The sequence below is a fragment of the Pandoraea fibrosis genome (assembly GCF_000807775.2).
Taxonomy (GTDB): domain Bacteria; phylum Pseudomonadota; class Gammaproteobacteria; order Burkholderiales; family Burkholderiaceae; genus Pandoraea; species Pandoraea fibrosis.
In genome coordinates, this window is record NZ_CP047385.1 from 3,506,824 (window position 1) to 3,531,042 (window position 24,219).

The following is a 24,219-nucleotide window of genomic DNA, read 5'->3' on the forward strand; positions in this document are numbered from 1 at the left end:
CGCGGATAAAGGGCTATTCTGCCATCTCCTTTCTTAAGCGTTGCTTATCCGGTGCGGATGCCTCTATCCGCGCACGGCAACCGATTGCCCGTCGATAGCATTGTTTTGGCTTAAGCAGTTCTTAAGGCTGCGCTTTCTAGAATCGCCCCAACGTCATCACTATTTGCCGTTGGAGGCCCGGATTGCACCCCATCACATGCCATCTCACTGCTGGACTGACCGCAGTCGGCGTTGCGCTGCTCAGTGGCTGCACGATGTATCACGAGGCGCCGCTGCCGACACAGCCCCATGCACCAACGAACGTCAGCCGCATCGATATCGACGCCGCTGCCATGCGATTTCCGGCGCTGGCGGCGCATCATTTCGACCCGTCGGACGGATTGGACAGCATCGAGATCGCCATGCTGGCCGTGTCGAACAACCCTGACCTGAAGCTTGCTCGCGACGACCTGGGTATCGCCCACGCGCAGTCGTTTGCGGCAGGTCTGCTTCCCGATCCACAGGTCGGGATTTCGAGCGACTACGTCAGTCCGGGGCCGAGCGATGCAACGCGTGCCTTCAACTACGGCATCAGCATGGATCTGATGGCCATCGCCGCGATCCCCGGCGCGAAGGCCACGGCGGAGCACAACGTTCAGAAACTGGATCTCGGATTGCTGTGGCAGGAACAGCAGACGATTGCTCAGGCACGCCGACTCTTTGCCAAGGTACGCACGCAGGACGCCTTGCTGCCGCTGGCGCGTGACGCAAACGACCTCGCGCAGGAGCGCTATGAGACATATCGGAAGGCGGTGGACGAGGGGAACCTGACGTCGGACAGCGTGAGTGCCGCGTTGACGGCGGCACAAGACGCACACAAGCAATACACCGACTTGCAGCATGCCGATCTTCAGGCACACGCCGACCTGAATGCGTTGCTGGGGCTGGCGCCGCAAACCGAACTGACGCTGATCGGCGGCGAACCCACGAGCGCGCCGTCGGATTCGCTGCTGGACGATGCCGTCACTCATCTCCCGCAGCGACGCGCCGACTTGCAGGCGCTCGCAGCGGGTTACGCCGCGCAGGATGGCCAGTACAGACAGGCCATTCTCAAGCAATTCCCGAGCTTGTCGGTGGGCTTCGTCAGACAGCGCGACACCTCGAATGTCTACACATCGGGCTTCCAGATCAATCTGAGTCTACCGATCTTCAATCGCAATCAGGGCAACGTGGCGATTGAATCGGCAACGCGCAAGCGCTTGCGCGACGAGTATCAAATCCGACTGGACCAAGCCTACGCCGACATCTCACGGCTACGCGCCGACCGCGCCATTTCGCAGGCACAACTGCTCGGGGTCGAGACGGCGCTGCCCAGGCTCTCGCAAGCGAGCGATGAGGCGACACGTCAATACCGCAGCCGCAATCTGACACTGGGTGCCTATACCGACAGCCGCCTGGCATGGCTGGCGAAATCCGTTGAGGCCTTGTCGTTGCACGAGGCGGTCGAAGAGCAGGACATCACCATCGAAACGCTGGCCGGACTCGCCATGTTGCCCGCGAACGCCACGTCCAAGGAATCGAATCATGACCACGAATAAACGCGCCACTACAAACTGCTGGGCAAAGGCCGTGCCCGGTGTATTGTCTCTCGGCCAGGCGGTCGTGTTGGGATTGACATGTTTGCTCGCGGGCCTGAGTGGCAGCGCGTCGGCACAGACCTCAACGGTTTCCGTGAGCACGCTACCGGTACGCCAGGCGGTCATCGCGCAACCGGTAAGCGCCTACGGCGCCGTCTCGGCCTCCGGTGCGGCGGTTCAGTCCATCACGTTGCCCTACACGGTGCGTGTTGCGACCTTGCGCATTGCCCCCGGTCAACGCGTGGCCAAGGGAACGCCGTTGATGGATGTGGTCGCCGACGCAACGGCGACGCTGGCGCGCGATCAGGCGAGCACGGCACTCGCCGCGGCGCGTCGCGACCTCACGCACACGAAAGCGCTATACGACGCGCATCTTGCCACGCAATCCCAACTCGATGCCGCCCAAAAGACGCTCGACGATGCAACGCAGGCCGAAGCGGTCCAGCAACGCGTGGGGGCAACGAACGGCACGCAAACCCTGCGCGCGCCGCTCGACGGTGTCGTCGTGCAACTGAATGCGGGGCAGGGCGATCAGGTGCCGGCCGGTACTGCGCTTGGTGTGCTGGCGCGCGACGTGCAGCGTGCGCAGGTGCCAAACGTCGTGCTCAGCGTCGAGCCGTCGCTGGCCGGCAGCATCCGCCCGGGAGACGTCGTGGAAGTGCGCGCCATCGCGGCGAATCTGTCCGGGCAGACGGTTTCCGGCAAAGTCGCCACGATTGGCGCCGCCATCGACCCGATTACGCAGGCCGTGGTTGTGACGGCCATCGTTCCTGAAAGCCCGACGCTGATCCCCGGCACCCGTGTCTCGGCTTCGATTCAGACGCAGCCCGCACAGCACTGGGTCGTCCCCAGAAGCGCGGTACTGCGTGACAAGGATGGCGCGTATCTGTATCAGGTCGACGGCTTGCACCGCGCCCACCGCATCGCCGTCCGGCCCAGGGTTGATGCGGGCGACAAGTACGGTGTCGACGGCGAACTGCTCAAAGGCGCACCGGTGGTCGTCGCAGGGAACTACGAACTGACCGAAGGCATGACGGTGACCATTGCGGGAGGCAACTGATGAGTTTCGTCCAGTGGATGCAGGCGCACCGGCGCTCGTTGCTGTTCGTCATCTCGATGATTGCCATCGCCGGCGCGCTGATGTCGACACAGCTTCCGATTTCCTTGTTTCCGGATGTCGCTTTTCCTCGCGTTGTCGTCTCGCTCGACGCCGGTGATCGTCCCGCCGAGCAGATGGCCGCACTGGTGACGATGCCGGTCGAAGAGGCACTGCATCGCGCACCGAACGTGCGGGGCGTGGAATCCAGAACCAGCCGCGGGAGTGCCGAAATCGCCGTGAATTTCGACTGGGGCACCGACATGGCACTGGCAACGCTACAGATCCAGTCGGCCATTGCCGAAACGCTGCCGTCGTTACCCGCCGGGACCTCAACGCAGGTTCGCCGCATGGACCCCACGGTGTTCCCGATCATCGCGTACAGCCTGACGAGCGCGACGCGTTCACCATCCGAACTCTATAACCTCGCCCAGTACCAACTGCGGCCGTTGCTGTCTGCGGTCGGCGGTGTTGCCCGGGTGGACACGGTCGGTGGTGCACATGACGAACTCGAAGTCACCATCGATCCGCTTCGACTGACGCCATACAAGCTGGCGATCGGTGACGTGGTCAAAGCCGTCGCAGCCAGCAACGTGTTGCTGGCCAGCGGCCGGCTCGAAGATCACGACAAGCTGTATCTCGCCATTGCACGCGCCTCGGTGACCTCACCGCAGACGCTCGCCAACGTTGTCGTAGCGAACACGCCGGCGGGGCCGGTACATCTCTCGGACGTCGCACAAGTCTCACAGGGCACCGTTCCACAATGGCTGCGTGTCACGGCGAACGGCCGCGACGCCGTGTTGCTCAACCTCTATCAGCAGCCCGGCGCGAACAGCGTTGCCATCGCCCGCGACGTGCGCGCGAAGCTCGCTGCCTTCCAGGCGCAGTTGCCGGCCGACGTGAAGCTCTCGAACTGGTACGACCAGAGCGAGCTGGTCATTGCCTCGGCGGCAAGCGTTCGCGATGCCATGCTGATCGGCGTGGTGCTGGCGGCGTTCACGTTGCTGCTTTTCCTGCGTAACTGGAAGATCACGGCAATTGCCGTGGCGCAAGTCCCTGTCGTCATGGCCGCCACGCTACTTGTATTGCACGTGTTCGGCATGGGGCTCAACATCATGACCCTGGGCGGTATGGCGGCGGCCGTAGGCCTGATCATCGACGACGCCATCGTGATGATCGAGCATATCGTGCGGCGCATGCACGAACACGGGGCGGAGAGATTCCACGGAAGGATCATGGCCGCCGCTCTGGAATTCACGCGTCCGCTCGCCGGGTCGTCGGCGGCAACGCTCATCATCTTCGTCCCGCTGGCGTTTCTTACCGGGGTCACGGGGGCGTTCTTCAAGGCGCTGTCGATCACCATGGCCAGCGCGCTCTTCGTCTCGTTCTGCGTCACATGGCTCGCCATTCCGCTGCTATGCGACCGTTGGCTGACGGCAAAGGACGCCCATGCGGAAGCGGGCGGAAAGGTCGCGACGTGGGTGGACGCGCGATATACCCGCCTGGTCAAGGCGCTGACCGCGCGCCCTTCGCGAATGCTGCTCGGGATCGTTCCGTTGCTGATCGTGGCGGCCTTTGCGTTCACGCGTGTCGGCAGTGGCTTCATGCCGAGCATGGACGAGGGCGGCTTTGTCCTGGATTACCACACCGCCCCCGGTACATCGGTCACGGAAAGCGATCGCCTCGTGCGTCAGATCGAGCAGATCGTGCAGGCCAATCCCAACGTGCAGACTTATTCGCGGCGCACCGGCACCGGCCTGGGTGGCGGACTGGGCGAGCCGAATCGGGGCGACTTCTTCGTGCGTCTGAAGTCCGGCGACCGGCAGCCCATCGATACCGTGATGAACGATATCCGTGCGCAAGTGGAAGCCAAAGTGCCGGGCGTAAGCGTCGAGTTTGCGCAGTTGATGGAGGATTTGATCGGTGATCTGACGGCCGTGCCGCAACCCGTGCAAATCAAGATCTACGGCGACGATCAGAGCGTGTTGGAAGCCACGGCGCGCAGTGTCGCCGGCACGCTTGCCCACGTCCCCGGGGTCGTCGACGTCAACGACGGCATCAATCCGGCCGGCGATGCGCTCGACATCCAGATTCAACCGGATGCGGCAGCGGCGCAGGGGGTCGATCCTCAGTTCGTCGCTCAGCAAGTGGCCGATCTGCTGGCCGGAAACGTGGCGTCGAGCTATCAGGCGGGCGTCAAGAATGTGGGTATTCGCGTGCAGTTGGAAGGGGCGCAGTCGTTGACTGACACGGGGCTTGCGCATCTGCTCTTGCGCGCCCCCGACACCCACCTGTTCCCGCTCGACAGGGTGGCGAAAATCGCTCCCGTCACGGGACAGCCGGAGATCAGCCGCGACAATCTGAAGCCGATGGTCGCCGTCACCGCGCGTATCAGCGGGCGCGATCTCGGGTCCGTCATTGGCGATGTGAGGCAGATGCTGGACACGCGTCACCTGCTGCCCAAAGGGACGTACTACGCGCTCGGAGGACTCTATGAGCAGCAACAGATCGCATTTCACGGCCTGATGGTGGTGTTTGCGGCGGCCGTGGCGCTCGTCTTTGCGCTGCTGTTATTCCTGTACGAGCGCTTCCGGGTGGCTGCGGCGGTGCTGGCGATGCCGATGCTCGCCGCCGGCGCGGTATTCATCGGACTGTGGGCAACCGGCATCGAGTTGAACATCACCGCCATGATGGGCATGACGATGATCATCGGGATCGTGACCGAAGTGGCGATCTTCTACGTCTCGGAGCTTCAGAGTCTGATTCGCGAGGGCATGCCGCTCGAAGACGCATTGGTCGTGGCGGGGCAAAACCGCCTGCGTCCCATCGCCATGACAACATTGGCGGCCATTCTCGCACTGCTGCCGCTGGCGTTTGCCATCGGGCAAGGTTCCGCCATGCAGCAACCGCTGGCGATCGCCATTATTGCCGGGCTCATTGTGCAGATGCCACTTGTGCTGCTGGCACTGCCTGCTGTGCTCAAGGCCGTGCTCAGGACGAAGTAGCCCGGGCCGCCCCGAGGGAATCATGCGAGGTCAACTTGCTGAGTCCCTCGGCGCAAACGCGGCGCAGCGCTTACCACCGATGCTGATAAGTCGCCGTGAGCGTAATCCCCGGCGCGGGCAGGTGGCTTGTGTTGTTGCTGTTGCGCAGGAGTTGGCTGTAGAGCGGGTAGTAGTACCGATTGAACAGGTTCTGGATGCCCACGGTCGCCGTGTCGTTCCTGGTGATTTCGTACCGGCTCATGACATCGACGGTCGTGTAGCTCGTCGTGTCCATCCGGCCAAAGCTGTTCGCGCCGTTCAGGCGATAGTCGCGCCCCGAGAAGTAGGTGACCTGCAGGCGGTTGCTCCACTTCGGCGTTGGCTTGAACTGGACGTAGCCCGTGAGCTTGAGCGGTGGAATGCGGTAGCCGCTCATGTCCTGCGCATTGGCGCCCTGTGGCGTCTCGCGCCCCTGCATCCACGTGAACGTGCCGCCCAAGCCCCAGCGTTCGTCCTCCGACAAATAGTCGGCCGTCCCTTCCACGCCGATGATTTTCTCAGCCGTGCGCGTCAGAATCAGGCCGTTGTTGAAGCTCTGAACGTCCCCGAGGTCCGAAGTGGTGTAGAAGACCGCCAGTGACGTGAGCGTATTGCCGAAAACGCCGCGCCAACCCAACTCGTAGTTGTTTGTTTTGACCGGTCGAAGGTCGGACGAGTTGATATCGAATCCGGGACGGGCATTACGAACCTGCACGCCGATGTCGGGCAAGTTGAAACCCTGACTGAAGGCCGCGTAGAACTCATGCCCTTTGACGGGCGAGTACGTCACGCCGATATTGCCGAGCAGCGCGGTGTAATTGACCGTGCCGCCCTTCACACCGACCGGGTTCGCCACTTTCGATTGTGATAGCGGCACGAAGTCATTGAAGCTGGCAGTCGCGTATTGATAGCGCAGCCCGCCTTCCGTCGACCAATGTTCGTTGAACTTGTGCTGCAACTGCGCAAAGCCACCGAGGCTGCGTGTGGTGAGCGGCGGTAGATAGGTCGCTTCGCCGATCTTGCGGAAAACGCGTCCGCCGCTGGCGTCGTACAACTTCGGGTCGAAGATGTCGAGCGGCATGTCGCTCTTTTCCTGCTCGAAGTCCATCCCCCAGATGACCCGTGTGCGCTTGTCGGTGCCGATAGGCGTCTTGATCGTCAGACGGCTGCCGAAGACGGTGGAGTCCTGCATGGTCTGGTCGACGTTGGCGCCGCGCGTTGCCACGGCACGCGCATCGAACGGCGTGAAGCGCGTGAAGTAATCGCGGTAGTAGAACTGGGCAGACAATTGACTGCCCAGCAGGTCTCGATGTTCATACTCGAGATTGACGAGCGTGTTGCGAATCTGATTCTGTTCGTCGAGCTGCAGACCGCCAATACCGCGCGCCGGCACGCTCCCGGCAGGTAGGCGGGCAACGGAAGGGTCCGACGCGTAGCTCGTGTCCTGAGACGCGTTGATATGACTCACCGAAAGCTGCACGCGCTGGTCGGGTGCAAAGCGAAGTCCGAGCTTGCCGCCAACGTTGTAGTTGTTCGACGAAAACAGGTCGCCCTGACTGGGTTCCGGCGCAATGCGTTGGCCGCGGGCATCGTAGGTGTTGCCGATGCGGCGTCCGCCGACGTCGAACGCATAGTCCAGCATGCCGGTGCTTCCGGAGAAATGCTGCTGGATATCCGCACTGAGTCCATCGGCACGCAGACGCGACAACGGCGTGCCAAGTGAGATCGTGGTATCGGTTTTCGGCTCGCCGCCTGCGGGACGCGTCGTAATGGAGACGATCCCGCCGGTGGCGCCACCGCCGTAAATGGAGCTACTTCCCCGCAGGACTTCCACTCGCTCGATTAGTGCCGGATCGACGTTCGCGAGATTGCGTGCCGAGTCGCGGTTTGTGTTCAACGGCACGCCATCGAGCAGCACCAGCATGCCGCGGCCACGCAACGTCTGACCGAAGTCGGTGATCGTATGGCTGGAATCGGCCATGCCCGGAACCACTTTGGCCAGCACGCTCGCGAGGCTGTCGGCGCCGGTCTTGAGTTCGTCGAGTTCCGCGCGTTCGATGACCGTGGCCTGACGCGTCGGACGCACAAGGTCACTGGTGGTGCGCGAGGCGCTGACTTCAACAGGGGCCAACGCAAGCGGGCTGCTTTGAGCGGGGGCAGGGGCCTCGGCTTTGGACGCACCGGTACCGACAAGCACGTAGCCCTGATTTCCGCTGCGGCGGTACGTGATGCCACTGCCCTGAAGCAAGGCGGCGAGCGCCGCATCGGCCGACATGATGCCGCGCAATGCTGGAGCGGTCTTGCCTTGTACCAGATCCGGCGAGAAGAACAATTGCAGGTTGGCTTGACGGCCGAACGTTACGAGGGCGTTGGCGAGCGGCTGCGATGCGAGGTTGACGTCGATCATGCCGTCGGCTGCACTCGCCCCCTGGCCGGGCGCTTGTGCGTGGGCGGACTCGGGCGCGGCGCTGAGCGTAGCCACGGCGGCGAGAAAGAGAAGCGACATCGCCGTGTGCGGACGGCGCGATCGGGAACTGCGGGCGTGTGTAGTACCTTTCACAGCGGTTGGTCTCGTGTCGAATTGTGATGAGTTCGCGGGTCAACTTGCGAGGCGAACTATCAGAAGACGTAACGAAGACCAAAAACCTGAATCATTTCGAAGAAATTCTTACGCTGCCATCTGGCAGAAACCGGACCGTGACGGGGAGGAATTGCGGCAGGGCGGCGAGCAACGCATCGGTGTTGTCTGCGCTGAACACGCTGCTCACGCGCAATTGCCCAGTGGGGTTGTCCGCGACAGTGACGGGCGACTCACGGTATCGCGACACCTCGGCAACCACGTCTGCGAGCGTCGCATTCTGGAAGACCAGCTTGCCCTCACGCCACGCAAGCGAACTCGCCAGATCGACGGATTGCGCGGGCGCAAGCGAGCCATCGGAGCGGATCGTCGTGCCTAGCCCGCTTGTCAGCGTCACCGTCGGCGTTTGGGGGACGCGTGGCGACTGCGCCGCCCGGCCATCGACTTTCACCGACCCGGACTCAACGGCAACGACCACCCCGGACGACGCCCGACGGACATCGAAGCGCGTACCGGTCACGGTGATCTGCCCATTTCCCGCATCGACAACGAAGGGCCGCGACGGATTGTGCGTCACGGAAAACATCGCTTCGCCCTCGACGAGCGTGACGTCACGTCGTTCGGGGCGATAGTGAACGCGGATCACCGTCCGGGTGCTGAGTTCGACCGATGTGCCGTCTGCCAGCGTGACAGTGCGTCGCTCTCCCGCCCGGGTTGAGAATGCTTGTGCGCCGTCGCTGTCTGCAGGTGCTGACGGATGACTCGCCTGAATCGTGTCGCCGGGGGCCAGGGCAGGCGTGCGCAGAAGTACCGCGCCGATCGCCACGCCCAGTACCAGCGTCAAGGCGCTCGCCAACCCCTTGGGTGACCGGCGCGGCCCGGGGTCGTGCGATTGCATGCCAACCGTCGCTTGTGCTTCCGTCGATGCCGTTAGCTGCCGCATGCGATCGACCGGAACCGCCGCTGCCGCCTGCCAGACCCGTTGCAAGGCCGCATATTCGGCCCGGTGCAGCGGGTCGGCCGCAAGCCACGCATCTCGCGCGTCGGCTTCTGTTGGCGTGAGTTCTGCACCGCATGTCCTGGCGAACCACTGCGCGGCTTCGTGACGAATTCGTTCAGCGGCGTCGTGCATCAGGTCGGGCGGAAAGGGGCATGAAGAGGGCGGCGCGCATTTGATTGGACTGTCGGCGAAGAAGAGGCGTGGCAGTGAGCATTATTGGGGAGCCAGCGCGCCCAGGCGCTCACGCAAGTGTTTCATCGCCCGAATCATATACTTCTCGACCATGTTTTTCGATATGTCGAGGCGTGCTGCGATTTCCTGCTGGCTGTATCCGTCAATACGCTGCCAGACAAACACCTGACGGCATTTCAGCGGAAGCTCGGCTAATGCGCGCTCTACGGCCAATGCGAGTTGCACGGCGTGAACCTCGTCCTCGGGATTCCCCGTGGTGGCCTCATGATTCGCCAGCGCATCAAGTTCGGTTTGCTCTCTGGCACCGTCGCGGCGATACGCGTCGATCGCAATGTTTCTTGCTGTCTGGTGGAGATAAGCGCGAGGCTGCTCGGGTTGGATTTCCATCTCCAGCACTCGTAGCAGGGAGTCCTGAGCAATGTCCTCCGCCTGATGCCGATTGCTGAGTTTGCCGGTCCATGTGCGAAGCAGTTCGTCGTAATAGGCGAACAGGCCTCGGGAACGCGTAGAGGTGGACATCAGCCGACCACAACCCAACACTCAAGCGAGCCGATCCGGGCATAGGTACAACGACTTGAGAGGAGGTGGACTGGCACGTGGCGAACAGCGAAAAAGGACAACGACCCGGGTGTCGTGCGGTAGTCATCACCACCGACAAATGCGAGTGATTATCATTTCATATTGAATCTTCGTCAATAGCCCGATCTCGTCTCGCGCGATCCTCGGGCATCGTTGCGGGATCGTGCGCTGCCCACGCTGTGCGCGTCGGCGGCTGTGGACTTCTGATCGCGCTGGCTCGCTATCCCGCCCGGACGGCCCAGATTCGTCTGCGATTCAGGAGCAGCGGGATCGCACCGATGACGATGCCGCCCATCCCGACGACATTGGTGACCCAATCAAACGTCGGGATGCTGTATAGCGCGATGAAGAAGAGGAAAACCCCGCTTGCCGCTGGCCATAGCACATGGGTCACGGCAAGCCATGGTCCCTGCGTCAGTGTTTTGCGGTAGTACCAGCCGCAGGCAAGCCCGGTCAGTCCGAGGTAGAAGCAGATCTGGAAGCCGATCGCGGTAATCGAATCTTGCAGGATGACGTTGATGGTCGGCAGGTACGACGACATCAGTAACAGCGCGAGGCCGGCGATCCAGATAAAGAAAATCGCAATGTGCGGCGTTCGCCACCGGGGATGCAGACGTGCATAGCGCTCGTGCAGGGCGCCGTCGCGGCTCTTGGCAAAAAGCGTCCGTGTGAACTGAAGCATTTGCGTCTCGACCGTTCCTACAGTGCTCAGCAATACCGCGATGATCGCGACGTAGCCCCAGGTCGGCCCGAACAGCTTTTCCGCAATGGCGAAAATGATGTTTGTGTTGTAGTGCTGGATCTCGGCATCGGACAGACCGAGTAGCGTGATGACGATGAAGACAAGGAAAAACACCATCAGGAACACCATCGACCAGAAGGCGGCCCGACCAGGGGTGCGGTTCGAATCCCGCGTCTCCTCGCTGAGGTTCAGCGTCACATCCCAGCCGTAAAAGAAGAAGATCGCCACCAACGCACCGTTCGCGAACAGCTTTGGCGTGAAGGCGAAGGGCCAGAACCAGTCCCACGAGAACGGGTGCTGCGCCGCATGAGGAAAGACAAAGAAGCTCGCGACGATGATCGCGAGCAGGATAACGCCCTCGACAATCGTCATCAGGACCTGCACATAGCTGGTGAGCTTGATCCCCTTGACGACCACCGCACTGACGATCGTGAGCCATGCGGCCGCGATCAAGGTCACGTAGTGCACGTTATTCATCAGAGGACGATTAAAGATGAGCAGGGTGGCATTGGCCGCCGGAATCATGGCCGACACCATGAATACGCAACACAGCACCAAAAGCGCCCAGCCAGCGAAAAAGCCCAGTGAGCGTCCGAACACCATGCTGACCCACGAATAGGAGGTGCCGGCGCTTGCCAGAGCGCGGTTCATGTTGATGAAGGCATAGGCAATGCCAAACATGATGAGTCCGCACACCAGAATACTCGCCGGCGATAGCGTACCGGCCGTGCCGATAATGGTGGACGTGGTGATCTCGACGCTGTAAGCCGGCGCCGTGCCGGCGATGCCCATGATGACCGACTCGACGATACCCAGCGAATCGGCATTGAGCTTGGCGGGTTGATCCATGGCGCGACTCACGGTTGGCGTCGATGGATCGACTTTTACTCCGTCACGGCGCGGGATTCAAGCAGTAATTTTCGGGCCGGCCAAATCGAAAACTCGCACCGTCCGGTATCAAAACGTGTGGCGCACCCCGGCCATCACGCCCAACTGGTTGACCCCTGCATTCGGCGAAGCACCGGCGCCGCCCTGGCTCAAGGTGTAGGCCGCACGCGCGCTATTGAACAGATACCCGGTTTGCAGGTAGACGGCCGAGCGTCGGGAGAGCAGCCATGTGCCACGCAGCGCGGCGATCGTTCCGCGGGCGTCGTGTTGGGCATTGACGATGCGATACACGCCACCGTCGATCACATACTGCGGCGCCCACGTATATGACGCCGTCAGATAGAACATGTCCGAGTTGACGCCGGGCAGTCCCGCTGCGTCCGTGCTCACGCGGCGTCCGAGCCATCCGGCACCGACTTTCCAGTCGCCCCCTTTGACATAGCCGTTCAACTGGATGCGTGAGTCCGTCGCGCCGCTACCGGCAATCGCGACCGGGGCAACGCCGTCGAAGAAGTTCGCCGCCGCGCCCGGACCACCTCGCTGTTGATCGTAGGCGGCGGCCACCCCGAAAGCGGCCGTATCGTAGCGCAGCATGGCCGACCACTGGCGGCATGCCGGCGACCCGTTCGCGCCGGTGCCATTGCCCGCACAGGTGCCTTGCCCCGGCGAGTTGCCCGTTCCGGCGCTGTCGCGACCAAACGACCACGTCGCGCCGAACGTCAAGCCGCGCCACGTCCCCTTATACGCCACCGTGTTGTCGCTGCGGGCATTCGGGATGTACGCGTCGAACGAACCGAGCCCGCCGTAAATATCCGGCCCGAGTATGTCGGCGTCGGAGAGCGCCCAGAAAGTCATGGAGTACTGGCGCCCGAAACTCAGTGTCCCCCAGTCGTTCTGCAAGCCCACCCACGACTGGCGTCCGAACAATCGTCCGCCCTGATTGACGTCGCCCGCGCGCACATTGAACCCGTTCTCGAGCGTGAAGACCGCATGCAATCCGCCGCCGATATCCTCGTTGCCGCGTATGCCCCAACGCGACGGCATCGTTCCTGTAATGCCGGGAACGCGCCACAGGTTCTCGCCGGTCGGCCCGGCGTGCGTCACGAACTCGATGCCCGTATCGAGCACGCCGTAAAGCTGGATATTGGTCTGCCCGAATGCCGGGTTCATGCTCAGACAGGCGAGTGCCGTCGCCGTTACGCCGGCGAGGCGTACCGTTGTTACCTTCATTGCTGTCTCCTCAGTCGATGCCAGTGTGTCTGGTCTGTTGTGCCACCGCGCTCAGGCAGCGGCGGTATCGGGGGTGTCGGGGGTGTCGGTATTGCGAATGAAGTCTTCGGGGACGTCGGGCCCCCAGAGGTACAGCGAGTCTTCGGGGTCGAAGTCGCCGGCGGGCCATGTCTGGCCTTTGCCGACGTAGTCGATGTCGGCCGAGTACTCGCTGAACGATCCCCACGGGTCCTGAACGTAGTGAAAATAGTTCGAGCCGAGTACGTGTCGGCCCGTGCCCCAGCCGTGCCGATAGCCGGCTGCAGCCATCTGCGCGGCGCCATTGCCGACTTCGTCCAGACTTGCCACGTCCCATGAGCAGTGATGCCAGCCACGCGCATGGCTCTTTGCGAAGGCTACGAGATGGTGGTCGCAGCCATGGGGGGCGTGCGTGAAGGCGATGAGGTCCTGCGAACGGTCCGACAGGCGCAATCCGAGCGCGTCGCGATAGAACGCAAGGGCACGCAACACATCGGGCGTAAAGAGCAGCACATGCGACAAGCGCCGTGGGCGCACTTGCGCCACGTCATGCCGGCAATGTGTGCCTCGCGCACCGTTCGCACTCGAATTCAGCACGAAAGACGGCTTCGCGTCCGGCGACGTCTTCTCGCCAACGCGCACGCCGATCAGGCAGCCGTCGGGGTCAAGGAACCAGAAGCCGTCGTCGCGCACCCGCCCGGTGGCCGCCGCCAGTGACGACGGCCTGTCGGTGGGTGTCGCACCGGCTTGCGCGACCTGCGCGCGCAGCGCATCGAAATCCTCCGCAAAGCAGTGGAATTGCAGATACGCGAGCGATTTTCCAGCCGCCGGAAGCAAGCGAGCCCAGCGATGTCCATCCGTCGCGTAAAGGTCGAGTCCCCGTTCGGGGGCGATCGCGTCGCGCACGTCCAGGCCAAACGTCGTAAAGAAGTGCTGCGCTTGTGCCAGGGACGGCACATTGAGCGCGAAGTGATCGATGGAATGCACGGCGTACGGCGCGCCGGGCGATGGCGATGCAGTCATGACGTCCTCCGGGCAAAGGTCTGCCGGCGCCCCACGAGAAACACGGGCACCGGCATCAAGTGGCGATCAGACGCGCGACTTGCGCAGCGTCGCTTCGTTGGCAATGGCGTTGCGCAACAGGCCTACACGCTCGATCTCCACTTCACACACATCGCCTTCGCGCATGAGCAGCTTCGGCGTGCGTGCCCAGCCAATGCCGGACGGCGTGCCTGCGACAATCACGTCGCCCGGTTCAAGGGTGATGGCCTGACTGATGACCTCGATGAGCGTGGCGACATCGAACACCATGTCTTCGGTGCTGGCCGACTGCACGACTTCGCCATTGAGTCGTGTCTGTAACCGCAAGCCGCGCGCGCCTGCCGGCAGTTCGTCGGCCGTGACCAGGTCCGGGCCGAAGGCGCCCGTGGCATCGAAGTTCTTGCCCATGGTCCACTGAGGGGTCTTGAATTGGTATTCGCGAATCGACCCGTCGTTGAACACCGAGTAGCCCGCCACATGATGCAAGGCGTCTTCGTGGCGAATATGGCGGCCGCCGCGACCGATGACCACCGCCAGCTCGCCCTCGTAGTCGACGCCTTCGCTATCGGCAACGTCCGGCCGCACAATCGGCGCGTCGTGCGCAACGAGGCTCGTGTTCACGCGTGTGAAGAGGGTAGGGTAGTCGGGTTGTGCATACTGGCTCTCGGCCGAGTGATCGCGATAGTTCAGTCCCACACAAAGGATTTTCGGGGGGCGTTGCAACGGCGGCAGATATCGAATCACGTCGGCGCCAACGTAATGGGTCGACGTATTCGCCTGCGCAAATGCGAGGAGATCGACGCCGTCGGCCAACAGGTCTTCGAGGGCAAATTCGCCGAGCACGCGGATACGCTCGGCATCACGCACACCGAGACAGGACTTGCCGTCGAGTTCAAAGCTGACAAAACGCATGGTGGGCTCCAGATAGGGAAGGGGAAACTGTGGGTTGGCGATTGTGTGCGGCGGCGTCGTTACATGGACGCTTGCTGGCGGCGATAGCGCACACCGTTGGCGATCATCGCCATGCCGGCGATTACGGCTGGCAAGGCGAACACAAGGAACGACACCTGAACCGACGACATCGCGGCGAGCAGCACGCCACCCGTCATCGAACCGATGATCGATCCGACGCGTCCGATGCCGAGCGCCCAGCTCACGCCAGTCGCACGCGCCCCGGTGGTGTAGAACCCTGCAACGAGCACGTTGGCGCCGGTCTGCGCCCCCGACAGGCCGAAGCCGGCAAAGAACACCGTGATGAAAACGAGCGTGGCGGAATGCAGCGACATGCCGATAAGGGCAATGGAGACGGCCGCGACCGCGTAAGAGAACGCCAGCACGACAAATGGATTGAATCGGTCCATCAGACGGGCATTGAGCAATGAGCCGAGCGTGCCGCCGATGGGAAGCATCGCGCCCACCTGGGCGGCATGGGCCACGCCGATACCGCTTTCGGTGAGTACCGTCGGCAACCAACTGCTGATCTGGTAGTACACCCAGAGCGTGCAGAAGAACGCGAGCCACAGCAGCAGGGTGCCGGTGCGGTAGTGAGCGTTGAAGAGCGTCGCGACCGGACGCTCGACCGCTTTTGCGGCACCGCCCAGAACTTCGGCCGACGTCCGCGGCGCGCTGGCTTCCGCCTCGAAAGACGCCGCGCCGCGCTCGCCCAGCCGAACTAGCGTGCGCTGCATCTGTCGCGCGAACGCGGGCTTACCCACCATGAAGCGCAGCGACTCGGGCAACTGCCAGGCCACGATCGGTAGCAGGACGAGCGGCGCCAACCCGCCAAAGACGAAGACGCCTTGCCAGCCGAAGTGCGGAATCAGCCATGCCGCCACATAGCCGCCGCACGCAAGTCCAAGCGTGAAGCCGCAGAACATGAGTGTAACGAGCCATGCACGGTTATGTGCCGGGCTGTACTCGGAGGACAGCGTGATGGCATTGGGCATGGCGCCGCCCAACCCCGCGCCGGTCAGAAACCGCAGAAAGACCAACCAGCCCACCGACGGCGACCACGCGCACGCGAGGCTGCCGATAGCGAACAGAAACATCGAAATCAGAATGACGCGCTTGCGCCCGATTCGGTCGGCGAGCGGGCCGAAGAGGAAGCTGCCGACGGTCAGCCCGAACAGGCCCGCGCCGAAGACCGGACCCAATTGGGCAGGGCTCAACGACCATTGATGTTTGAGCAACGGTGCAACGTAGCCGACGCTGGCCACATCGAAGCCATCGGCAGCGACGACCAGGAAGCAGAGAAATAGCGTGAGCCGTTGCAGTGCCGTCATGGGCTCGCGCGTCTCGCGGCGCAAGACGGTATCGCCGGCCGAAGCCGTTCGCGACGTGGAATCTACGTACATCGTTGTCTCCTGAGGATATCCGGCGATAACGCCACCGGTCTGCGACTGCCAGCGTCTGTTGTCAAAGCGCGTGGCCGGCATGCCGCCGATAAAAGGCAATGAACGGAAGTGAAGTGGGCTAGCGTAGGCAGGTCATGAATTCAGGATCGGATCAGGCATCGGATTCGCGGATGGCGTGGCGGCTCGGGCCTCGAACGCATCGAGCGCCAGACACCGACGTGCTGCCATCACGAACGCGTCGTCGAGGGTGTCGCCACGCCACGCCACGTGAAGGTCCGGGCGAATCAGTACGTAGCTGCGCTCATAAAGACGCCTGAGTCGTGCAACGTCGGCAAGCGTCGGCATAACGACCACCACGTCCCCGAGCACGTCGCGGGCCGTTTGCACTGCGCTTGCCTCCGGGGTCTGCGCGTCAACGCAGAGCAAGGTGAACTGTTGCCCCATCGCGTCGTACAGCGAACTGCCGTCGGCAAGCCACGCATGAGGCGCACGATGTCCCGGGCGCGCACACGGCACGTAGAGATTGGCGTTGTCGGCAGGTGGGCTACCGGGTTCCGCGACCAGCAGCGGCGACGATTCATAGCGAGTACCCAAATGGACACCGGGAATCACAAACTCATGTCGCGCATGAAACGCGAGGTATTCGCCGACCGCGTGCCTTGCCGCATCGCCGTCCGGGCCTGGCTCGTAGGCTTCGCGGGGCAGGGCGACGTAGCCGATGCTGTCGGCAAAATTGCGCGCGAAGGCCGTATTGCGTTCTCCGGCCGGGCGGCGTTCGGCGTCGTAGCTCTGGGCGAGCGCTTCGCCGGCGTTGCCCCGCACAAGCGCGACGAGCTTCCATGCAAGATTGGCCGCGTCGTCGATGCCGGTGTTGTACCCGAGCCCGCCGGTCGGTGTGAACAGGTGCGCGGCGTCACCACAGAGAAACACGCGCCCGACGACGAGCCGCTCCGCGACCAGGGCGTGTCCGGCCGTCCATGCCGAGGCGCTCTTCACCTCGAACGGAATATCGGCGCCCAGCGCCTGAGCGATGCGGGAACGCACGACGTCGTCCGACGGCGTTTCGTCGTCGTGGCGTTGTACGTTCATGATGAAGTGACCCCGGCCGTCCACCGCGACGATCAAGGCCCGTTGCGTGGGACCGAAGGTCCAGTACTGCCATGCCGGCGCCTTGCCGCTCGCCTCCACCAGCGTGGGCGCGTAGAAGTACACGGCGTCCATCTGCCCCCCCATGAAGGCACGCTTCTCGCTGGCGACGCCGCCATAGCGAAGGCCCAGCGATCGCCGTACAAAGCTGCGTGGGCCGTCGCAACCCACGGCGTAGCGCGCTCGCACGCGGCGCACCTGCGCCGGGCGATCCGGCGTTTCCGATAGCGTGATGACAGCGCTGACTCCATCCGCGTCTTGCACGAGGTCGGTGACCGTTGCGTCGAAGTGCACGTTGCAGGTCGATTGGCGACGTGCGGCGTCAAGCAACACGGGTTCGATATAGAGCTGTGAACAGCGGTGCGGTGGCTCGGGGGTTGGCCATGTGAAGCTGTGCGCCTTGGCGTAGGCGACGGCGTCACGCGATGCCGGCTGCGAAAGCCGAGCCAGTTCGTGTCCCGAGATCGTCGTGAAGTAGGCCACGTCAGGGGACTGGTCCGGCGGCAGGCCCAACTGACGAATATGCGCGGATACGCCGATACGACGGAAGTGCTCCATCGTGCGTGCGCTGTTGGCGTTGGCCGCAGGGTGTTTGCTGGTGCCGGACTTGGCGTCGAAGACTTCGACCCGCAGTCCCTGTTGTGCGAGCGACGTCGCCAGAAATAAGCCCACCGGGCCAGCGCCCACGATCAATACATCGCAATCCATCACCGTCGTCTCCTGATACTTGCCTTTTTCACGTCTGTCGCGACGTGTTGATGCAAAGGTACGCGGCTGCGATGTATAAATCTATAAAATGGAAATCATAGAGATTATGAATTCAATGCATATCACATTCGCAACGCAACGGCGCGCAGACGCCATGAGGAGACACGCATGGAATACCCCGATCTGAATTTTCTCTACGTCGTCGAAGCGTTGATGGCAGAGCGCAGCGTGTCTCGGGCTGCCCAGCGTCTGGGGCTGACGCAACCGGCGGTGAGCCACGCGCTTGGCCGGCTGCGCACTCGATTCGGCGACGATCTGTTCGTGCGGGCGGGTGCTGTCATGGCGCCGACTCCGACCGGAGAGCGTGTGGCGGACGGTGTCGCCCGGGCACTGGCATTGATCCGACAGGACGTGCTCGATGCGCGTGCATTCGAACCGGCGGACACCCGTCGCACGTTCTCGGTGTGTTTGAGCGATATGGGCATGATCGTACTGCTGCCACGATTGCTCGCGGCGCTGGCCGAACATGCCCCGATGGCGACGTTGCGGCCCATTCAGGTGCCAGCGGCCGAACTCGGTGTGGCCTTACAGGATGGAGAACTGGATCTGGCGATCGGCTATCTCGACCGGATGGGTGAGCATCTGCATCAGCAACGACTCTTCACGCGCTCGCTGGTGGGAATCCGGCGGGCGTCGGCAAGCAAGAGAGGGCGAGGGGGAAGGGCAGCCCGCATGGATGCCGAGACGTTCATGAGTACGCGCCACGTGGTCGCGGCAACGCTGGCGATGACGAACGAGCTACTCGCCAAGGAGTTGCGCAAGCGTGGCACGCGCCTGAATGTCGGCGTGGAGGTACCGTATCTGCTCGCGGTGCCGAGTCTGGTCGCCAATTCGGACTTCATTGCGGTGATCCCGAACGAACTCGCGGATCTGTTCGGCAAGATGGCGCATGTCGACGCGTTTGACCTGCCCATCGCACTGCCGGACCTCACGGTCAGGCAATTCTGGCATCCCCGATTTCACAACGACGCCGCGCACCGCTGGTTCCGCAAGCTAGTCGCGGAAGCATTGCGTTGAACAATGCACGGTGCCGAGTGCGCAACATTCGGAGCATTCGCCGATGACGGCGAAATAAACGTATCACCACGCCCATTCCCACCCCATGGTTCCCAAGCGCGCCCCGTTCGGTCTGCGTTACAATTCGCCCCTCGCGCGGCTCGGGGACATGACGTCGTTTTCGATCCGCCGACCCTATGACACTTACTAGTCTGAAATATGGCAGGCGAGCACGTTAAAAGAATGCTCGCCCCGGGAGATTGATCGGTCTAGAAATCCAAACAGCATTTTTGAAGGTTTTCTATTCACATGACTCAAACGGACAACAAGCCAGCGTCTAAAGGTAGCGGCAAGCCCTTCTCCCGTCGCAAATTCATTGCGGCCGCTGTCGGCGCTGCCGCCGTATGGGGTGGATATTCCTACCTGTTCGGTAGCCAGTACCGTGCAGCCAAGGCGGATCGCAAGGTGGATGTCCTGCTCATCGGTGGCGGCATCATGAGCGCAACGCTGGGCGTCTATCTGTCTGAGTTGGAACCGAACTGGACGTGCGAGGTTTTCGAGCGCCTGGACAAAGTCGCAGAAGAAAGCTCGAACGGGTGGAACAACGCGGGCACCGGCCACTCGGCGCTTTGCGAGCTGAATTACACCCCGATGGACGACAAGGGCAACGTCCATATCACGCAGGCCATCGGCATCAACGAGAATTTCCAGATCTCTCGCCAGTTCTGGTCGCATCAGGTGCGCCAGGGCGTGCTGGGCAATCCGCGCGAATTCATCAATTCGACGCCTCACATGAATCTGGTTTTCGGCGAAGAAAACCGCGAGTTCATCCGTAAGCGCGTGGAAGCGTTGAAAGCGTCGCCGCTGTTTGCCGGCATGGAAATGACGACCGATCCGGCAAAGATCGCGGAGTGGATTCCGATCATGATGGAAGGCCGCAAGCCGGAAGAGGTTGTGACCGCGACGCGCTCACCGCTCGGTACCGACGTCAATCTGGGCGAAATCACGCGCCAGTTCTACAAACACCTCGGTGGCAAGGCGGGCGTGAAGGTCACGACCGGATACGAAGTCCGTTCGATCACGCGCAACGAGGACGGCACCTGGCGCGTGTCCGCGTTCGATACGAACGACAGCTCGAAAATTCAGACGGTGGATGCCCGCTATCTCTTTATCGGAGCTGGCGGCGCGGCATTGCCTCTGCTGCAACTGTCCGGAATTCCGGAGGCGAAGCAGTATGGCGGCTTCCCGGTCGGCGGCGAATTCCTCGTGACGGACAAGCCCGAGATTGCTTCGCGCCATTTGGCGAAGGTCTACGGTCTTGCAGATACCGGCTCGCCCCCGATGTCGGTTCCCCATCTGGATACCCGCGTGCTCGACGGCAAGAAGGTGATCCTCTTCGGACCGTTTGCGACATGGTCGAGCAAGTTCCTCAAGAACGGCTCGTACTTCGACCTGGCAAAAGCGACAACGCCCTCGAACGTCATTCCTCAGTTGCAGGTCGGTGTCCATGAGTTTGCGCTGGTGAAGTATCTGGCGGAGCAACTGTCGTTGTCGCAATCGCAAAAAATGGATGCGCTGCGTCACTACATGCCGGAAGCCAAGGACGAAGACTGGCGTCTGTGGGAAGCCGGGCAACGTGTGCAGATCATCAAGAACGATCCGGAGAAGGGCGGCATTCTGAAGCTCGGCACGGAAGTCGTGGTGTCGGAAGACCGCTCGGTATCCGCGCTGTTGGGCGCGTCGCCGGGCGGTTCGACCTCGCCGGCGATCATGCTGTCCTTGCTCGAACGCGTTTTCCCCGATCAGATGAAAACGCCTGCCTGGCAGCAAAAGATTCGCGAGATCGTGCCGAGCTACGGCAAGAAGCTCCACGACAATCCGCAGTTGCTGGCAACGGAATGGGCGAACACCGCTGAAACGCTGCAATTGGCTATCGCTTCACCGAGTCTGGACGGCTTCGTTCCGAACACCGCCCCTGTGCAGAATCCGGGCGTCGTGAAGAAGGTGCCCGATATGGCGCTGTAAGTTCGGCGCGGCAAGCGCACACGGTCCGTGGCAAATGGCAGGCGGGCCGTACGGCACAAAAAAGGGTTACGCGTTTTTTCGTAACCCTTTTTCATTTCTATCGTCCGAACGTGTTTCATTTAGGTCGCGTGAGAACTACCTGTTACACTGCGTAGGCTCGCGAGACGCCTCAGCTCCAGTCATCCGGTGACCATAGCTTGTATTGTGCGACCCACGGTCAGTATCTCAAGCGAAAACATCCCCACGAAGCCATGACCGTCCATAGGTCACCGGCCAAGCCTCTGAATTCGCGCTCCCAACGTTGGCCCCCATAGGGAACACGCCTTGAAACGCCTTGGCTTTGCGCTCATCGTGGCGTTGCTGCGCGCATTTTCCGTACTTCCCTATCCATTGGTCGCAAGACTCGGGATGGTTGTCGGCACGGTGCTATATGCGCTTCCGAGCCGCCGCAAGCATATTGTTCTCGTGAACTTGCGCCTTTGCTTTCCCGACAAGACCGCCCTAGAGCACCAGAATCTCGCCAGAACTCACTTCCGGCATGTGATGCGCAGCTATCTCGAGCGGGGAATTCAGTGGTTTGGCAGCGCGCAGTCGATCCAGGATATCGTCCAGCTCGACAGCAAGATCGATCTCAACGACCCTAATGCGCCGCCTACCATCTTCATGGGATTTCACTTCGTGGGTATCGAGGTGGGCTGCATGCTCTACTCAACGCATCTGCCTGTGGCGTCGTTATACACGCGTATGTCAAGCACGGCCCTGTGTGACCTGGCCAAACGCCAGCGAGGCCGGTTCGGCGCCGAGATGATCGAACGCGCGACCAGCGCGAAGAAGATCGTGGGACTGCTGCGCTCCGGCAAACCGGTCATGATCGCCGCAGACATGGATCAGGGCGTCGACAACTCCGTGTTTGTTCCGTTCTTCGGCGTTCCCGCGTGTACGCTCACGGCCGTTTCACGTCTCGCCAAACTGGGCCGCGCGCGGGTGGTGCCGTTCGTGACGGAAGTGCTCCCGGATTATCAAGGGTACAAGCTGACGATTTTCGAGCCACTCGCAGGCTTCCCGTCGGGAAGCGATGAGGTCGACGCCCGCCGCATGAATGCGTTTCTCGAGGAACAGATCGTCAAATTCCCCGAGCAGTATTACTGGGTGCACCGACGCTTCAAGCACCGGCCATTGGGTATGGCACCCGTTTATTGAAGTGCAGGGCGGCGACGCCCACCACACCCGATCAAAAGACAACGCCGGACTTTCGAGTCCGGCGTTGTCGCATCTATAATTCTTTTCTGATGCCAAAGTAGTTCTCGCTATTAAAGTAGCGACAACTACTCTGAACAAATTTCACCTTTCCCTCAGGCCGGTACTCGTTGGGTGCTTGTCAATATTAAACTCGGGCTTTACTTCTCTAATAATAACAATCCCCCGACTTCCTCCATCCGCACTTGGTTGACACATTGCACGATGAAGATTTGCGAGAGGAATCCACGGCTTTTCCGGATATTTATAATTTGCGGTTTCCCCGAGATGAATGTGCATCTCGCCTTCAACTTCTTTTGATCCCAAAATATGACCAAAATGACCGCCATTTCCTGGAGGATTGTACAGCGATGACGTTCCGAAATTAATCAACAAGCGATCATTATTTTCATTTTTAATTATATTTTTCAGTTCTTGCGTGGATATATTTCCAGAACGAACTGCCGTTGCGGTCCATGCAACCCCCGTTGATTTGAAGATTTTATTGGCCAGATCTGCCAATTCGCTTACACTCATCCCGCCAGTAAAAAATCTACTCTTTTCTTCTTGAGAAATCTCCTCGCCGTCTATAAGGGAAATGAATTTTTCAAGTGCAGTTTTTCTAGAATCGAATGGTTCCGGGAGAATATCATTCGTCGCTGAGAAAAAAGCTGTCACATTGCAGCTGCTCGATGTTGGTTGGGTATGATGAGGAGGAGGCGTCACGCTGCCTGTAGCCAAGAACTTCCCCTTAGGTTCTATTGAAAATTCTCGACTTTGAGAGTTTTTTATTTTCAATAAATCAGTTCTTATCTTGTTAAACTCTTCTTGGTTGCTTCTCCACAACAAATGAGAAGTTTGGTTGGATTCACTTTGCCTTTCTACACCTACATTGCCGGGGACAGACGAGGCTCGTCTCATGCTACTGCTCACATCTATCAGGCGCCGAAACGCATCGTGGCCATGCCCCTCGTGCCGAGAAGGTGAGAGATCGGTGTTGGATACGCTGCGAAAGCCATAAGGGATTGCAGTTGCGCCCGAGAACATTTTATCTCCGTGTTGATGAACATATCGGACCTGATTAATTTTCTCACCAGGCCATTGTTCGCAGAATGTTGGCGCATAAGCAATCTCCATAATTGCAAAAATTAGCCCCAATGAGGGGCGGCAGTTGGGGGAGGGATTCTGCCGCAAAGACGGCGCAGTTGTCGGATACAAAGTAGGGTACTTGCCGCTATTCTGAAAAACCAATAAAAGCAATCACTTAAGAATTTAATAACGGCATCGGCACCCTAACTTTTGCCACATCAATGTGGACATAATTTAAGTGCGTTTCTGTGGCGCGACAGAAAATAGGTGCAAAACGGTCGCGTACTCTGCCGTGGGTGATTCAGGACTCGTCGACGCCCGCACGGCAACTGCTGGCATCAGCGTTCGCCCACGAGACACTGCCATTGCCTGCAATCGTCGTCGGTCTACATGCCCCTCAGCCTGGTGTGCCACGCGGACATGGTCGGCGTGCTCCCACGCGCCATGATCGACACCCTGGTTGACCTGGCGCGCACCGAACGTCAGTCGGCATTTGCGGCGGCCTGACGCTCGCGCACAACACCGCGTGTCGAGCGTGCGTGGCACGCCTCAGGGTATTTGCCAGTTCGAGGTGACGATTCCCGGATAGTGGAATCGCCGCT

The 24,219-nt window shown here is 61.3% G+C and carries 16 protein-coding genes; 6 read left to right on the forward strand and 10 right to left on the reverse strand.

The window, feature by feature from the left end; all coding sequences use genetic code 11:
* The first annotated feature begins 182 nt into the window (after positions 1 to 182).
* The 3 genes from PI93_RS15455 to PI93_RS15465 are packed head-to-tail and all read left to right on the forward strand — an operon-like array spanning position 183 to position 5,717.
* Positions 183 to 1,577: a TolC family protein gene (locus PI93_RS15455; protein ID WP_236105547.1), complete on the forward strand. Its 1,395-nt coding sequence runs from the start codon at positions 183 to 185 to the stop codon at positions 1,575 to 1,577.
* Complete coding sequence (locus PI93_RS15460) at positions 1,564 to 2,676, forward strand: efflux RND transporter periplasmic adaptor subunit (RefSeq protein ID WP_144400496.1); 1,113 nt, start codon at positions 1,564 to 1,566, stop codon at positions 2,674 to 2,676. Before PI93_RS15455 ends, PI93_RS15460 begins: the two co-directional genes overlap by 14 nt.
* Complete coding sequence (locus PI93_RS15465; protein WP_039365665.1) at positions 2,676 to 5,717, forward strand: efflux RND transporter permease subunit; 3,042 nt, start codon at positions 2,676 to 2,678, stop codon at positions 5,715 to 5,717. Before PI93_RS15460 ends, PI93_RS15465 begins: the two co-directional genes overlap by 1 nt.
* A 70-nt stretch (positions 5,718 to 5,787) precedes the next feature.
* Here PI93_RS15465 and PI93_RS15470 read toward each other — a convergent pair whose 3' ends face one another.
* The 9 genes from PI93_RS15470 to PI93_RS15510 all read right to left on the reverse strand — a co-directional run bounded on the left by PI93_RS15470 (position 5,788) and on the right by PI93_RS15510 (position 18,211).
* A complete protein-coding gene (locus PI93_RS15470; RefSeq protein WP_052240352.1) occupies positions 5,788 to 8,241 on the reverse strand; it encodes a TonB-dependent receptor in 2,454 nt (817 codons plus the stop codon).
* Positions 8,242 to 8,386: 145 nt separating this feature from the next.
* Positions 8,387 to 9,445 (reverse strand): FecR family protein, encoded by a 1,059-nt coding sequence (locus tag PI93_RS15475; RefSeq protein ID WP_039365664.1) that lies wholly within the window; start codon positions 9,443 to 9,445, stop codon positions 8,387 to 8,389.
* Between the two features lie 81 nt (positions 9,446 to 9,526).
* Complete coding sequence (locus PI93_RS15480; RefSeq protein WP_039365662.1) at positions 9,527 to 10,024, reverse strand: sigma-70 family RNA polymerase sigma factor; 498 nt, start codon at positions 10,022 to 10,024, stop codon at positions 9,527 to 9,529.
* 280 nt (positions 10,025 to 10,304) lie between these two features.
* Complete coding sequence (locus tag PI93_RS15485; RefSeq protein WP_039365660.1) at positions 10,305 to 11,675, reverse strand: APC family permease; 1,371 nt, start codon at positions 11,673 to 11,675, stop codon at positions 10,305 to 10,307.
* Between the two features lie 108 nt (positions 11,676 to 11,783).
* Complete coding sequence (locus tag PI93_RS15490; RefSeq protein WP_039365658.1) at positions 11,784 to 12,944, reverse strand: porin; 1,161 nt, start codon at positions 12,942 to 12,944, stop codon at positions 11,784 to 11,786.
* 51 nt (positions 12,945 to 12,995) lie between these two features.
* Positions 12,996 to 13,985 carry a VOC family protein gene (locus PI93_RS15495; RefSeq protein ID WP_039365657.1) on the reverse strand — a complete coding sequence of 330 codons (990 nt, stop codon included), beginning with the start codon at positions 13,983 to 13,985 and terminating at the stop codon, positions 12,996 to 12,998.
* 66 nt (positions 13,986 to 14,051) lie between these two features.
* A complete protein-coding gene (locus PI93_RS15500; protein WP_039365655.1) occupies positions 14,052 to 14,915 on the reverse strand; it encodes a fumarylacetoacetate hydrolase family protein in 864 nt (287 codons plus the stop codon).
* 59 nt (positions 14,916 to 14,974) lie between these two features.
* Positions 14,975 to 16,357, reverse strand: a complete 1,383-nt coding sequence (locus tag PI93_RS15505) for an MFS transporter (protein WP_080758982.1) — start codon at positions 16,355 to 16,357, stop codon at positions 14,975 to 14,977.
* 132 nt (positions 16,358 to 16,489) lie between these two features.
* Entirely contained in the window at positions 16,490 to 18,211 is a 1,722-nt protein-coding gene (locus tag PI93_RS15510; RefSeq protein ID WP_052240351.1) for an FAD-dependent monooxygenase, read from the reverse strand.
* Between the two features lie 168 nt (positions 18,212 to 18,379).
* Here PI93_RS15510 and PI93_RS15515 point away from each other — a divergent pair, with 168 nt between their 5' ends.
* The 3 genes from PI93_RS15515 to PI93_RS15525 all read left to right on the forward strand — a co-directional run bounded on the left by PI93_RS15515 (position 18,380) and on the right by PI93_RS15525 (position 22,492).
* A complete protein-coding gene (locus tag PI93_RS15515; RefSeq protein WP_039365653.1) occupies positions 18,380 to 19,288 on the forward strand; it encodes a LysR family transcriptional regulator in 909 nt (302 codons plus the stop codon).
* 288 nt (positions 19,289 to 19,576) lie between these two features.
* Positions 19,577 to 21,292 carry a malate dehydrogenase (quinone) gene (mqo, locus tag PI93_RS15520; RefSeq protein ID WP_039365651.1) on the forward strand — a complete coding sequence of 572 codons (1,716 nt, stop codon included), beginning with the start codon at positions 19,577 to 19,579 and terminating at the stop codon, positions 21,290 to 21,292.
* A 324-nt stretch (positions 21,293 to 21,616) separates the two neighbouring features.
* On the forward strand, positions 21,617 to 22,492 hold the full coding sequence (locus PI93_RS15525) for a lipid A biosynthesis lauroyl acyltransferase (protein ID WP_039365649.1): 876 nt from the start codon (positions 21,617 to 21,619) through the stop codon (positions 22,490 to 22,492).
* A 141-nt stretch (positions 22,493 to 22,633) separates the two neighbouring features.
* On the opposite strand, the gene PI93_RS15530 is transcribed toward PI93_RS15525, so the two are convergent.
* Positions 22,634 to 23,665, reverse strand: a complete 1,032-nt coding sequence (locus tag PI93_RS15530) for a phytochelatin synthase family protein (protein ID WP_144400497.1) — start codon at positions 23,663 to 23,665, stop codon at positions 22,634 to 22,636.
* Positions 23,666 to 24,219: the final 554 nt, after the last annotated feature.